Origin of the sequence: Actinomadura macrotermitis, assembly GCF_009604375.1 — a bacterium.
Lineage (GTDB): Bacteria > Actinomycetota > Actinomycetes > Streptosporangiales > Streptosporangiaceae > Spirillospora > Spirillospora macrotermitis.
Map to the genome: position 1 here is coordinate 487,261 of NZ_WEGH01000003.1, position 13,524 is coordinate 500,784.

Below are 13,524 nucleotides of genomic sequence, written 5' to 3' on the forward strand. Positions count from 1 at the left end.
GCATGGAGTGGAAGCCATGGCTGACGCGCTGGAGCGAGGAATGGGTCCGCGGCACCGACCCCGATGAGCTGGATCCGGAGGTCGCGCGCGGGCGGTGGCTGGGCTTCGCTCCGGCGACCCCCGAGGCCGTCGCCGCGGCGGAGGAGCGGATCGGCCGGACGCTGCCGCCGTCCTACCGGGAGTTCCTGCTGACGACGGACGGGTGGCGCGACGCCGGCTGCTTCGTGTGGCGGCTGCGCGACACCGGCAATGTGGCCTGGCTGCGCGACGTCGAGCCGTACTGGGAGGAGTGGGAGGGCCCCGGCGAGGACGGCGTCGCCTCCCCGGACGGCAACAAGTTCAGCCGGGGCTTGATGATCTCCCTGGAGGCCGACGCGGGCGTGCTGTTCCTGGACTCCGGCGACGTCGACGACCAGGGCGAATGGGCGGCCTACAGCCTGTTCTCCTGGCGCGCCGCGCCGCCGGAGCGGTTCCCTTCCTTCGCCGCGCTGATGGAGAGCCTGTACGCCGAGTTCCACCGGATGCGCCGTCCTGAGGGCGATACCCGTGACGCCTGGGACGACGCCGTCGAACAGGCACGGCTCGACGCCCTGGCCGGCGAGGTCGACGGCGCCGAGGCCCGGCTGGCCCAGGCCGGGGAGTTCGGCCGTGACCGCGCCGCCGTCCTGCGCGCCCAGCTCCTGTACTTCCTGGACCGGTCGTACGAGGCCGCGCGGCTGCTGCACCCCTCGTTCGTGCCGGAAGGCTTTGTGGGCAGCCCCTTGTTCACCGAGGAGTTCCTGCCGCTGCTGTTCGCCGAGCACGCCGCCGAAGCCTCGCGCGGCCGCGGTTCGATCCTGCGGTCGGCGCTGAACGGCGACTCGGACGAGCTCCAGCTCGTCGTCGCCCGGTACCAGGCCCGCCTGCGGCGCGGTGAGCACCGCCTGGTCTTCGGCGATCCCGGGTTCGACGCCCTGGTCCATCAGGCCCTCGAACGGCACGCCGCCGACCCGGACGCGTTATGGCAGGCCGTGCGGGACGCGCTGCCGCATTGGCGCCCCAGATCCGACGACCACATCGCCCCGGTCGTGCTGCTGGCCGAGCCGGTCCTGGCCGCGACGCTCACCCCCGAACGCGGCCGCCGGCTGCTGTCGACCCCGCGAGGTGGGCGATGATGCCGTTCCCCAGCCGCGACGACGCCGCGGCGGCGCTGATCGCCCGTGCCTGCGGCCACTCCCACGACTTCCCCGGGGACGACGTCCTGCGGCCCACCGGAACCGAGACCGGCCGGGACGGAGCGACCGTCAACGTCCGCCGGATCGCCTGCCGCCGCTGCGGCACGATCCAGACGACCCGCTGGCGCCTCCCCGAGCCCGCCGCGGAATCCTCGTTCTCCACCGCCGTCAGCACCTTCGAGGCGCCCGAGCCGGGCGACGTCCCCGGGATCGCCGAGCGCGCCCGGCGCTTGACCGATGAGGAGTACGCCGCGTACATCGCCGAATGCGGCTTCCCCGCCGATTCCATCCCCAAGCGGCGCGCCGCCTCGGCGCCGCGGCGGCTCGACCTGCGCGTGCAGGTCCGGGCCTGGCAGTTCGCGCTGCTGGACCGCGGCGGCTCCATCGGCGAGATCCTGCCCGTCCCCCCGCATGCCGAGTCCGCCGGCATCATCGACGCCGTCCCGGGCGCCGTTCTGTTCTGGGCCCCCATCGAGGACGGCGAACTCCCCCTGACGGTGGTGGTCTCCTCGGCCGACCCGGGCCCCGACCGTTCCTATGACCGCTTCGCGGAGATCTCCTGCCGCTTCCACACCGGCCGCGTCGCCCTCCGCGAGATCGGCGGGCGGACGCTGCCCCTGCCGCGCCTGCCCGCCGACCACGGCGACCACCGGCTGCGCCTGCACACCGACCCGTCCGGCTGCCTGCTGCACATCTGGAGCCAGGCGCGCACCAGGCCCCTGTGACATGCGCGGTCCCCGGGGCGGAGCGCCCCGGGGACCGTGCCGGTGGTGCCGTCAGCCCTTGTCGCGGTGGCGGCCGCCGCCGGAGCCCGGGTCCCGCACCGCGCGGCCCTGCTCGTCGACGATCTCGACCTGCTCCCGGCTGACCTCGCTCTCGACCTCCTGCTCGCCGGTCACCTTCTGGGTGCCGACGTGGACGCGCTCGACCGGGACCTGCTCCTTGCTGACGACGGGGCGCTCCTCGTGCAGGATGATCTCCCGCTCCTCCTCGCCGATGTGCATCTCGCCCGGGCGGCCCTCGGTGATGGGCTCGTGCTCGATCACCAGCTCCTCGTGGGCGACCGGCACGGTCGTGCTGACCTGCTCGGTCTCCACCCACTTGCGCAGCCGGACCCGGCCGGTCTCGCGCTCCTCGGTGCCGACGCGCATCCGCTCCTCCGAGCGCGTCATCTCGACGTCGCCGCCGGAGCGCGCCACGTCGCCGCGGGCGGTCTTGCCGCCGGCCGGCGGCTGCGGCCGGGGGGCGGCCTCGCCCTGGCGCGCCTCGCCCTCGCGCCGGCCGCTCTGGCGCCCGGGCGCCTGGCCGGGCCCGCCCGGCAGGCCGTAGTGGCGGTAGAGGGACATGACCTCGTTCTGGTCCAGGTGCGCGTCCGCGTCGATCTTCGGGGCGTCCTTGACCTTGTCCTTGTCGTAGGGCACCTTGATCGCGCCCTGCGCCTCGGTCGCCTCGGCCAGCGGGATGAAGCTCTCCCGCGTGCCGAACCAGCCGGTGTGGACGGTCACCCACTCGGGCGCCCCGGTGCCGTCGTTGAGGTAGACCTGCTTCACGGTGCCGAGCTTGCCCCCGTCACCGCCGATGACCTCGCGGTTCATCAACTGGTCGCTCTTGAGCTTGGTCTGCACCACGGAACCTCCTTGTTCGCGTAGGGCCGGGAAGGCGGCTCGGCCGCAGGATCGTTCCGGTGCTCCTTCGCCCGGCCGTGCCAGATCTCAAGCCGCTTGATGCGGTATGCAATCATCCGGCAGCATTAGTCGTTTCCAGGGAGACATGGGCGAAACGCCTGGTCAAGGGGGGTGCGGCCGCGCTTGACCGGACGCCTGCCGACCCTTGGCACCGGCGTTGCCCTGGGTCACAGGCCGGACAGGACGCGGGCCGGGGTGAGGGGCAGGTCGCGCAGGCGCAGGCCGGTGGCGTGGTGCAGGGCGTTGGCGATCGCCGCCGCCGCGCCGACGATGCCGATCTCGCCGATGCCCTTGGCCCCCATCGGGTTCAGGTGCGGGTCGTGCTCGTCGATCCAGACGGCGTCGATGCCGCGGACGTCGGCGCAGACCGGGACGTGGTACTGGGCCAGGTCGTGGTTGAGGTAGTCGCCGAACCGGCGGTCCATGATCCCCTCCTCCATCAGCGCCATGCCGATGCCCATCGTCATGCCGCCGATGAACTGGGAGCGGGCCGTGACGGGCTCGATGATGCGGCCCGCCGCGAAGACGCCGAGCATGCGCGGAACGTGGACCTCGCCGGTGTCGACGTCCACCTCGACCTCGACGAAGTGGGCGCCGAAGGCGTGCCGGGCGTACTTCTCCTGGTTCTTGACCTCGTCGGCGGTGTCGGCCTCGGCCTCCTGCGGCGGCCCGGCGCCGTCCAGCTTCCCGCGCAGCGCCTCGCAGGCGCGGACGACGGCGGTGCCCCAGCTGGCGGTGCCCATCGAGCCGCCCGCCAGGGACGCGCGGGGCAGCGAGCTGTCGCCGATCTCGACGGTGACGTCGCCCGGGTCGGCCTTGAGGGTCTCGGCGGCGATCCGGGTGAGCGCGGTGCGGGCGCCGGTGCCGATGTCGGCGGCGGCGATGCGGACGGTGAACCGGCCGTCGGCCTCGGCGCGGGCGGTGGCCCGGCACGGCTGCCGCGACGCCGGGTAGGTCGCCGCCGCGACGCCGGTCCCGTACAGCTTGCGGCCCCGGCGGCGCGCGGCGGGCGCGGGGTCGCGGTCGGCCCAGCCGAACAGCTCGGCGCCGCGGCGCAGGCACGCCACCAGGTTGCGGGAGCTGAACGGCAGCCCGGTCTCGGGGTCGGTCTCGGGCTCGTTGCGGATGCGCAGCTCGACCGGGTCGACGCCGGCGGCGACGGCGAGCTCGTCCATGGCGCACTCCAGGGCGAACATGCCGGGCGTCTCGCCGGGCGCCCGCATCCACGACGGCGTCGGCACGTCCAGCCGGGCCAGCCGGTGCGCGGTGCGCCGGTTCGGCGCCCGGTACATCACCCGGGCCGGCACGGCGGCCTGCTCGGTGAACTCGCGCAGCGTGGAGGACTGCACGGCGACCTCGTGCACGACGGTGGTGAGGGTGCCGTCGGCCTGCGCGCCGAGCCGGACCCGCTGGATCGTCGGCGACCGGTACCCGACGGCGGTGAACAGCTGCTGGCGGGTGAGCGCGACCTTCACCGGCCGGCCGGCGGCGCGCGCCGCCATCGCGGCCAGCACGATGTTGGGGCGCGGCGTGCCCTTGGACCCGAACCCGCCGCCGACGTGCGGGGACACCACGCGCACCCGCTCGATGCCGAAGATCTTGCGGACGGTGGCGGCGGCGGTGGCCGCGCCCTGGTTGGAGTCGTACAGCGTCAGCTCGTCGCCGTCCCAGACGGCGATGGTCGCGTGCGGCTCCATCGGGTTGTTGTGCTCGGCGGGTGTCCGGTAGGTCGCGTCGATCCGGATGGCCGAGGCGGCGAAGGCGGCGTCGGGGTCGCCGTCCGCGGTGTCGGCGGGATACCCGCCGTTGGCCTTCTCGGGCTTGCAGAGGCCGGGGTCGCGCGGGCTGAGCCGCACCTTCGGCGCGGTGGTGGCTTCGTAGTCGATCCGCAGCAGGCGGGCGGCCTCGCGGGCGGTCTCCAGCGTCTCGGCGACCACCGCGGCGACGAGCTGCCCCCGGTAGGCGACCCGGCGGGACTGGAACAGGGCCAGCTCGGGGTCGTCCACCGGCTCGATGGACGGCGCGTTCTGGCAGGACAGCACGGTGATGACGCCGGGCAGCGCGCGCACCTCGGCGTCGTGCACGGCGGTGATCATCCCGGGGTCCGACGCCGCCTGGACCGCGACGGCGTAGGCGACGCCCTCGACCGGGTACTCGTAGGCGTACCGGGCCGTCCCGGTGACCTTCTCGCGGCCTTCGACCCTCATGCCCGCTCCCCCAGTTCCGTCAGCACCCGGCAGATCACGTTCGTCGCCATCGGCACCTTGTAGGCGTTGTCGCGCAGCGGCTCGGCGTGCTCCATCTCGGCGAGCGCGGCGCGCCGGAACGCCTCCTCGGTCGCCGGGCCGCCGCGCAGCACCTCCTCGGCGCGCAGCGCCCGCCAGGGCCGGTGCGCGACGCCGCCGAGCGCGATCCGGCAGTCGCGGACGACGCCGTCGGCCACCTCCAGGGCGACCGCCGCCGACACCAGCGCGAACGCGAACGAGGCGCGCTCGCGGACCTTGCGGTACCGCGACGGCATCCGCAGCGGCGGCACCTCCACCGCCGTGATCAGGTCGCCGGGCTCCAGGGTGGTGTCGCGCGCGGGATCGTCGCCGGGCAGCCGGTACAGCCTGGCCAGCGGGACCGGGTCGCGGCCGTGCACGTGCACGACGGCGTCCAGGGCGGTGAGCGCGACGGCCATGTCGGAGGGGTGGGTCGCCACGCACGACCGGGTGTGCCCGATGATCGCGTGGTTGGTGTGCTCGCCGTCGCGGGCGGGGCAGCCGCTGCCGGGGACGCGCTTGTTGCAGGGTTTGGTGATGTCCTGGAAGTAGGGGCAGCGGGTGCGCTGCAGCAGGTTCCCGCCGACCGTGGCGAGGTTGCGGATCTGCCCGGACGCCCCCGCCAGCACCGCCTCGGCCAGCACCGGGAAGGCGTCGCGGACGGCGGGGTCGGCGGCCAGGTCGCTGTTGCTGACGGCCGCGCCGATGCGCAGCGCGCCGTCCGGGCCGGTCTCGATCCGGTCGTACGGAAGGCGCGAGACGTCGATCAGCCGGGCCGGGGTGGCGACGCCGAGCCGCATCAGGTCGACCAGGTTGGTGCCGCCGCCGAGGTAGGCGGCCTGCCCGTCGTGGGCGGCGCGGGCGGCGTCCGCGTCGGTGGCGCGCTCGTAGGCGAAGGGCCTCATGCGCCCACCTCGCGGATCGCCGCGACGATGTTGGCGTAGGCGCCGCAGCGGCACAGGTTGCCGCTCATCCGCTCGCGGATCTCGGCGTCGTCCAGCACCGGCTTGTCGGCCACCGGGGCGGTGGCGGCGCTCGGCCAGCCCCGCGCGACCTCCGCCAGCATGCCGGTCGCCGAGCAGAGCTGGCCCGGCGTGCAGTAACCGCACTGGTAGGCGTCCTCCTCCAGGAAGGCGCGCTGGACGGGGCTGAGCTCGTCGCCGTCCGCCAGCCCCTCCACGGTGGTGATCTCCGCGCCGTCGTGCGCGACGGCCAGGGCGAGGCAGGCGTTGGCGCGGCGGCCGTCCAGCAGGACGGTGCAGGCGCCGCACTGGCCGTGGTCGCAGCCCTTCTTGGCGCCGGTGAGGCCGAGCGTCTCGCGCAGCACGTCCAGCACGGACGCCCTGGTATCGACCCGCGGCCGGTGCGCGGTCCCGTTCACGATCAGGGTGATCTCGGCGTACTGCACGCCGTCGGCACTGTCCATGATCGGTCCTGTACCCAGCTTCGCGCAGGTGAGACCGGGCCGGCGGGATCAGCGGCGGCGGGGCCGCAGCCGCTCCAGCCGCCACCAGGTGAGCACCACGAACACCAGGCCGAGCGCGACGTCCAGGCCGAGGTTGGTCAGCAGATGGGCCTGGTCGTGCTTCCACAGCGGGTCGGGGTCGGACACGCCCTGCTGGATCACGCCGAGGTCGATGGTGCCCGCCGCCGCGCCCATCCCCCACCGCGACGGCGAGATCCAGGCCAGCTGCTCCAGCCCGACGGTGCCGTTCAGCGCCACCAGCGCCCCGCACAGCACCAGCTGCCCCATCGACGACACGATCAGCAGCGGCAGCGTCTTCTCCGAGGTGCTGACCGACGCCGACAGCAGCAGGCCGAGCGCCAGCGACACGCCGCCGAGCACGGCCATCTCGATCATCAGCTCCGGCAGCACCGGCAGCACGATGCCGCTGTCGGGCAGCCGGGTGCCGAGCAGGCCGACGCCGACCAGCACCACCGCCTGGATCGCGGTGATCACGCCGAGCACCAGCAGCTTGGACATCAGGTAGACGGCGGCGGACAGGCCCGCCGCGCGTTCTCGCTGGTAGATCGTGCGTTCCTTGACCAGCTCGCGGATCGCGTTGCCGGCCCCGACGAAGCACGCCGCGAACACCAGCACCATCAGCTTGGACGAGGCGTCCGGGTTGGTGCCCGGCGGCCCGGCCAGGCCCTTGTCCGACGGGATCGCCACGATCAGCCCGCCGAGCAGCAGCGGCATCACCCCGATCAGCGCCAGGTAGGCGCGGTCGGAGGCGATCACCGCCAGGTAGCGCCGGCACAGCGTGCTGAGCTGCCCGAACCGCGACTGCTGCGGCGGGGGCGGCGACGGCGTGCGGGCGTCGGTGTGGCCGTTGCCGCCGGACATCCCCGACGCCACATAACGGGTGTACCGGGGCGAGTTGCGGAACTCGGCGGCCCAGTCGCGGTTCGGCTCGCGGTCGAACGCCTGGAACACCTCGGCCCAGGTCTGCTTGCCGAAGTGCGCCAGCCCCTCGGCGGGCGGCCCGTAGTAGGCCAGCTTCCCGCCGGGCACCAGCACCAGCAGCCGGTCGCAGGTGTCGAGGTTGGCGACGCTGTGGGTGACCACGATGACGGTGCGGCCGTCGTGCGCCAGGCCCTTCAGCATCTCCATGACGGTCTTGTCCAGGCCCGGGTCCAGGCCGGAGGTCGGCTCGTCCAGGAACAGCAGCGACGGCTTGGTCAGCAGCTCCAGCGCGACGCTGACCCGCTTGCGCTGGCCGCCCGACAGCCGGTCGATGCGGGTCTTGGCGTGCGGGGCCAGGCCGAGCTCCTGCAGCACCTCGTCGACCCGCCGCTCCCGCTCGTCCTTGCGGGTGTCGCCGGGGAAGCGCAGCTCGGCGGCGAACAGCAGCGCCTGCCGGGTGGCGAGCTGGGTGTGCAGGATGTCCTCCTGCGGGACCAGCCCGATGCGGTGCCGCAGCTCGTCGTAGTCGCTGTACAGGTCGCGGTTGTCGTAGCGGACGGTGCCCTCGGTGGCCGGCCGCATGCCGGTGACCGCGCCGAGCAGGGTCGACTTGCCCGCGCCGCTCGGCCCGATGACCGCGACCAGCGAGCGCTCGGGGATCGGGAAGGCGACCCGGTCCATGATGACCTTGCCGTCGCCGGTGCGCACGGTGATGTCCTGCACCTGCACCGACACGTCGCCGGTGTCGAGGAACTCGCGCAGCTCCTGGCCGACCAGCCGGTAGGTGGCGTGGCCGATGCCGAGCAGGTCGTGCTCGGTGAGCGCCGACGACTGCACCCGCACGCCGTTGACGTAGGTGCCGTTGTGGCTGCCGAGGTCGACGATCTCGCACCGGCCGGGGCCGGTCATGCGCAGCTCGGCGTGGTAGCGCGACACCACCAGGTCGGCGACGACGATGTCGTTGTCGGGGGCGCGGCCGATGCGCAGCGTGCGCGGCGCCTGCTGCGCGCGCGGCGCGACCCGGATGATCTGGCTGGGGTTGCGGTCCACCCGCGGCCCGCGCGGCGGCGCGTGCTGGGCGGCGTGCGGGGCGGACGCGCCGGGCGCCGGGGGCGCGGCGGGCTCGCCGGCGGAGCACGCCAGCGCGGGGCCGTCCACGGCGTTGCCGAGCAGGAAGACGCGCTCGCCGGCGATCGCCATCCGGGTGATGCGGCGGCCGTCCAGGTAGGTGCCGTTGGTGCTGACGTCCTCGATCGTCCAGTGCCCCTGCTCGGGGCGGATCACCGCGTGCCGCCACGACACCCGCGGCTCGTCGACCACGATGTCGGCGGCCGGATCGCGGCCGACGTGGTAGACGGCACCGGGGCGGAGCCGGTGCACGCCGTTCCTGGTGCGGACGACCAGGACCGGCGCGGCCAGGGAATCGGCGGAAGGACCAGCCGTCATGATGTGGAGTCTATGGGCATCCATTCCTTGTGCGGGAGGACATTGACACGGGGACTTTTGCGGAATTAAGTGAGTCCATGCTGAGGCGTCGGGTCTGGTGACCGCCACCCGGGAGTTCCAGCCGCCGCAGCGCCGGGCGCGCCGGTGGCCCTACTTCCTGGTGATCGTCTGCGCCGTGCTGGTCGGGGCGCTGGTGGTCGGCGACCGCGCCGCCGCCTCCTACGCCGAGGGCACGATGGCGGAGGAGATTCAGAAAGAGGGATTTCCGGCCAAGCCGGAAGTGAGCATCAAAGGCTTCCCCTTCCTCACCCAGGCCCTGTCGCGGCACTTCGGGGACGTGCGGCTGAAGGCCCGCGACCTCAAGGAGGGGCCGCTCACCATCACCTCGCTGGACGTGCGGGCCCGGGACGTGCGGGTCGACTCGGGCTACCGCAGCGGCACCCTCGGCTCGGTCGAGGGCACCGCGTTCGTCAGCTTCGGCGACCTGGCGGGCGCGAGCGACACCCCGGGGCTGGTGCTGAGCTCGGCCGGGCCGACCACCGTCCGGGCCAAGATGGACCTCGGGGTCACCGACGCCGAGGCGACCGCGACGGTGGTCAAGGAGGGCGACAACATCCACGTGAAGGGCGCCCGGGTCGAGGGCGTCCCGCTCGACTCGCTCGGCGCGCCGCTGGACTTCACCGTGCCGGTGAAGGGGCTGCCGCTCGGGATGGCCTTCCAGAGCCTGACGGTGACGTCCAAGGGCGTCACGCTCCGCGTCACCGGCAGCAAGGTCGCCTTCACCGACAAATAGCGCTCAGTCGCCGCCGTCGGTGAGGATCTCGGCGACCTGGCGGGCGGTGTCGGTGGGCAGCGGTGCGGGCAGCCCGCGCCAGCGGCGGACCGCCATCAGCGCGGCGCCCGCGGCGCCGCCGCTGTAGGCGGTGGCGGCCACCAGCGCGGCGACCTCGGGCGACAGCTTCTTCTCCAGCAGCATCACGTTGAGCCGGTAGGACGCGGCGGTGGCGAAGACGCCGAACGTGCCGGCCAGGGCGCCCATCCTCAGCGCCGGGACGCGCTGGCGGGCCTTGTCGGCCATCTCGCGCTGGGCGGCGTCCAGCACCTGGCGGGCGAGCTGGAGGTTCTGCTCCATGCCGTCCCCGCTCTTGACCACCTTCTTCGACTGACGTGACCTGCTGCTCATGGCCGTTCCGTACCCATAGAACAAAAATGGACACATCGCTGAGGGCACCGCCGGAAGGTCAGGTCAATGTCACCGTTCGCCATCCTTTGAGTACGGTAAGTTATCGGCCCGGGGACCTGTCGCCGAGTGAGAGGGCCGTGCCGCGTGCAACCGTTCGAGCTGCCCGAGTTCTACGTCCCGCATCCCGCCCGGCTCCACCCGCACCTGGAGGGGGCGCGGGCGCACAGCACCGCGTGGGCCCGCCGGATGGGGATGCTCGACGACACCCGCGACCCCGGCACGCCGGAGATCTGGGACGAGGCCGAGCTGGACGCGCACGACTACCCGCTGCTGTGCGCCTACACCCACCCCGACTGCTCGCCCGCGGACCTGGAGCTGATCACCGACTGGTACGTGTGGGTGTTCTACTTCGACGACCACTTCCTGGAGGTCTACAAGCGCACCCGCGACCAGGAGGGCGCCCGCGCCTACCTGGACCGGCTGGCGGCGTTCATGGAGCCCGGGTGCGCCCTGGAGCCGGCCAACGCGGCCGAGCGGGGGCTGGCCGACCTGTGGGCGCGGACCGTCCCGGCGATGTCGGACGCGTGGCGGCGGCGGTTCACCGAGAGCACCGACGCGCTGCTGCGCGAGTCGCTGTGGGAGCTGTCCAACATCAGCGAGGCGCGGCTGGCCAACCCGATCGAGTACGTCGAGATGCGCCGCCGGGTCGGCGGGGCGCCCTGGTCGGCCGACCTGGTCGAGGTCGCGGCGCGCGCCGAGGTGCCCGAGCGGGTGGTGGCGACCCGGCCGCTGCGGGTGCTGAAGGACACCTTCGCCGACGGGGTGCACCTGCGCAACGACATCTTCTCCTACCAGCGCGAGACCGAGACCGAGGGCGAGATCAACAACTGCGTGCTCGTGGTGCGGCACTTCCTCGGCGTCGGGCCGCAGCAGGCCGCCGACACCGTCAACGAGCTGCTCACCTCCCGGCTGAAGCAGTTCGAGAACACCGTCTTCACCGAACTGCCGATCCTGTTCGCCGAGCAGGCCCTGGACCCGGCCGAGCGGGCCGCCGTCCTCGCCTACGCCAAGGGGCTGCAGGACTGGCAGTCGGGCGGGCACGAGTGGCACCTGCGGTCCAGCCGGTACATGAACAAGGGGGCGGCGCAGGGGACCGGCCTCGGCATGGCGGCGGCGCGCGTCCCGGCCCTGCTGAAGGCGGCGGACAAGGGCTACGTGCACGTCCCCTACGAGCGCGTCGGGCCGACCCGCTGGCCCGACTTCGCGCTGCCCTACCCCGCGCGGACCAACCCGCACGGCGAGCGGGCCCGGCGGCGCTGCGTCACCTGGTGCGCCGAGATGGGCATGTTCGAGCCGGTCGCCCGGCACCCCGTCCCGATCTGGACGGCCGACTACCTGGCCGGGATGGACCTCGCGCTCTGCGCGGAGACCATCGCCCCCGACGTGTCCGCCGAGGCGCTGGAGCTGTCGACGCAGTGGCTGGCCTGGGGCACCTACGCCGACGACTACTTCCCCGGCATCTTCGGCCGTGACCGCGACATGCCGGGCGCCAGGGCGTTCTGCGCGCGCGTCCCGCTGTTCATGCCGCTGGACTGCGGGGAGACGCCCGCCCCGGCCAACCCCGTCGAGGCGGGCCTGGCCGACCTGTGGAAGCGCACCGCGGCGCCCATGTCGCCCGGCCAGCGCGAGCAGTTCCACCACGCCGTCGCGACGATGACCGAGAGCTGGCTGTGGGAGCTGGCCGGGCACATCCAGCGGCGGGTGGCCGACCCGATCGACTACCTGGAGATGCGGCGCCGCACGTTCGGGTCGGAGCTGACGATGAGCCTGTCCCGGATCGGACACGGCACCGATCTCCCGCCGGAGCTGTTCGCCGCCCGCGGCATGCGCGAGCTGGAGGCGGCGGCGATGGACTACGGCACTCTGACCAACGACGTCTTCTCCTACCAGAAGGAGATCGAGTTCGAGGGGGAGCTCTGCAACGGCGTCCTGGCCGTCCAGGAGTTCCTGCGCTGCTCCCGCGAGCGCGCCACCGCGATCGTCGCCGACCTGAGGACGGCGCGGCTGCGCCAGTTCGAGCACCTGGCGGCCACCGAGGTCCCCCGGCTGGCGGACGCGCTCGGGCTGGACGACGCCGCCCGCGCGAGCCTGGACGCCTACCTGCAGGAGATCCGCGACTGGATGACCGGCGTGCTGAAGTGGCATATGGGGACCAACCGCTACAACGAGATGGTCCTCCGGCGCCGGTACGCGCCCTCGCCGTTCCGCATCGGCTCCTCGGGTCTCGGCGCGTCGGCGTCGGCGCCGGCCCCGCGGCCGCGCGCGGAGGTCCACCGGGGCGAAGCCGGGCAGGTCCGGGCCGGGCAGGTCCGGGCCGGGCAGGTCCGGGCCGGGCAGGTCCGGGCCGTGCCTGCGGACGACCTCCGGTGCGATCGGGAACGGTCGTGCGATCGGCCCTGGCCGAGCGGCGAAACACCGCGGACAGACCTGCCATCCATGTAAGGTCTCCTGCATGACAGGACAGCGGTCCACCCGGTCGAGCGGTTACCGGGAGCGCAACTCCACCGCCGACCGCGCCCTCGACATCCTGCTGCTCTTCGACGACTCCCGGCTCGTCCTCAGCGGCCAGGAGGTGGCCGACCGGCTCGGTGTCGCCCGTTCCACCGCCTACCGCTACCTGCAGAGCCTGGCGTCGTCGGGGTTCATCGAGGAGCAGCGGCCGGCCGGGTACCGCCTCGGCCCCCGCGTCTTCGAGCTGGCCCGGCTCGCCCGCAAGGGCGTCGGGCTGTCGGAGATCGCCCGGCCGGTGATGCGCGGGCTGACCGAGGCGGTCGGCGAGACGGCGCTGCTCACCCGCCGGACGGGCGCCACCGTGGTCTGCCTGGAGCGCGAGGAGACCGACCATCCGGTCCGGCTCTCCTACGAGCGCGGGCACGTGCTGCCGGTCAACGCGGGCGCGGCGGCGCTGGTCCTGCTGGCCTGGGCGCCCGAGCGGGAGGTCACCGAGGTGATCGAGCAGAGCGGGCTGCCCCGGTTCACCGGCGCGACGGTGACCGACGCGGACGTGCTGCGCGAGCGGCTGGCCGAGATCAGGGCCGCGGGCGTGGCCGTCACCCGCGGCGAACTGGACGCCGAGGTGCTGGGCGTCGCCGCCCCGATCCGCGGCGAGCACGGCGACGTCGTGGCGGCCGTGAGCATCGCCGCGCTGTCGCACCGGGTCCCCGAGGAGCGGGTGCCCGAGGTGGCGGACGCGGTCCGCGCGGCCGCCGCCGCGATCACCGAAAGGCTCGCCGTCCTCGCGTCCTGACCTGCGCTCATAGCGCTT

At 73.6% G+C, this 13,524-nt stretch carries 11 protein-coding genes; 5 read left to right on the top strand and 6 right to left on the bottom strand.

The genetic code is table 11. From position 1 onward, the window contains the following. Positions 1-2 precede the first annotated feature (2 nt). Positions 3-1,154 (top strand): SMI1/KNR4 family protein, encoded by a 1,152-nt coding sequence (locus ACRB68_RS23365; RefSeq protein ID WP_153535932.1) that lies wholly within the window; start codon positions 3-5, stop codon positions 1,152-1,154. Next, positions 1,151-1,939, top strand: a complete 789-nt coding sequence (locus ACRB68_RS23370) for a hypothetical protein (RefSeq protein WP_153535934.1) — start codon at positions 1,151-1,153, stop codon at positions 1,937-1,939. Before ACRB68_RS23365 ends, ACRB68_RS23370 begins: the two co-directional genes overlap by 4 nt. 51 nt (positions 1,940-1,990) lie before the next feature. Here ACRB68_RS23370 and ACRB68_RS23375 read toward each other — a convergent pair whose 3' ends face one another. The 5 genes from ACRB68_RS23375 to ACRB68_RS23395 all read right to left on the bottom strand — a co-directional run bounded on the left by ACRB68_RS23375 (position 1,991) and on the right by ACRB68_RS23395 (position 9,016). Then, positions 1,991-2,842: a PRC and DUF2382 domain-containing protein gene (locus ACRB68_RS23375; RefSeq protein WP_328594646.1), complete on the bottom strand. Its 852-nt coding sequence runs from the start codon at positions 2,840-2,842 to the stop codon at positions 1,991-1,993. 224 nt (positions 2,843-3,066) lie between these two features. Next, positions 3,067-5,106, bottom strand: coding sequence for a xanthine dehydrogenase family protein molybdopterin-binding subunit (locus ACRB68_RS23380; RefSeq protein WP_153535936.1), 2,040 nt, complete (start codon positions 5,104-5,106; stop codon positions 3,067-3,069). Beyond that, entirely contained in the window at positions 5,103-6,068 is a 966-nt protein-coding gene (locus ACRB68_RS23385; RefSeq protein WP_153535938.1) for an FAD binding domain-containing protein, read from the bottom strand. Before ACRB68_RS23385 ends, ACRB68_RS23380 begins: the two co-directional genes overlap by 4 nt. Then, positions 6,065-6,589: a (2Fe-2S)-binding protein gene (locus ACRB68_RS23390; protein WP_153535940.1), complete on the bottom strand. Its 525-nt coding sequence runs from the start codon at positions 6,587-6,589 to the stop codon at positions 6,065-6,067. The genes ACRB68_RS23385 and ACRB68_RS23390 overlap by 4 nt, the downstream gene beginning before the upstream one ends. 48 nt (positions 6,590-6,637) lie before the next feature. Next, positions 6,638-9,016, bottom strand: a complete 2,379-nt coding sequence (locus ACRB68_RS23395; protein WP_153535942.1) for an FHA domain-containing protein — start codon at positions 9,014-9,016, stop codon at positions 6,638-6,640. Between the two features lie 97 nt (positions 9,017-9,113). Here ACRB68_RS23395 and ACRB68_RS23400 point away from each other — a divergent pair, with 97 nt between their 5' ends. Further along, positions 9,114-9,809, top strand: coding sequence for an LmeA family phospholipid-binding protein (locus ACRB68_RS23400; protein WP_153535944.1), 696 nt, complete (start codon positions 9,114-9,116; stop codon positions 9,807-9,809). A 3-nt stretch (positions 9,810-9,812) separates the two neighbouring features. On the opposite strand, the gene ACRB68_RS23405 is transcribed toward ACRB68_RS23400, so the two are convergent. Beyond that, a complete protein-coding gene (locus ACRB68_RS23405; RefSeq protein ID WP_194293427.1) occupies positions 9,813-10,199 on the bottom strand; it encodes a phage holin family protein in 387 nt (128 codons plus the stop codon). 144 nt (positions 10,200-10,343) lie between these two features. On the opposite strand from ACRB68_RS23405, the gene ACRB68_RS23410 reads away from it, so the two are divergent. Continuing rightward, on the top strand, positions 10,344-12,701 hold the full coding sequence (locus tag ACRB68_RS23410; RefSeq protein WP_328594648.1) for a terpene synthase family protein: 2,358 nt from the start codon (positions 10,344-10,346) through the stop codon (positions 12,699-12,701). Between the two features lie 10 nt (positions 12,702-12,711). Next, positions 12,712-13,506 (top strand): IclR family transcriptional regulator, encoded by a 795-nt coding sequence (locus ACRB68_RS23415; protein ID WP_153535948.1) that lies wholly within the window; start codon positions 12,712-12,714, stop codon positions 13,504-13,506. The last annotated feature ends 18 nt before the right edge of the window (positions 13,507-13,524 follow it).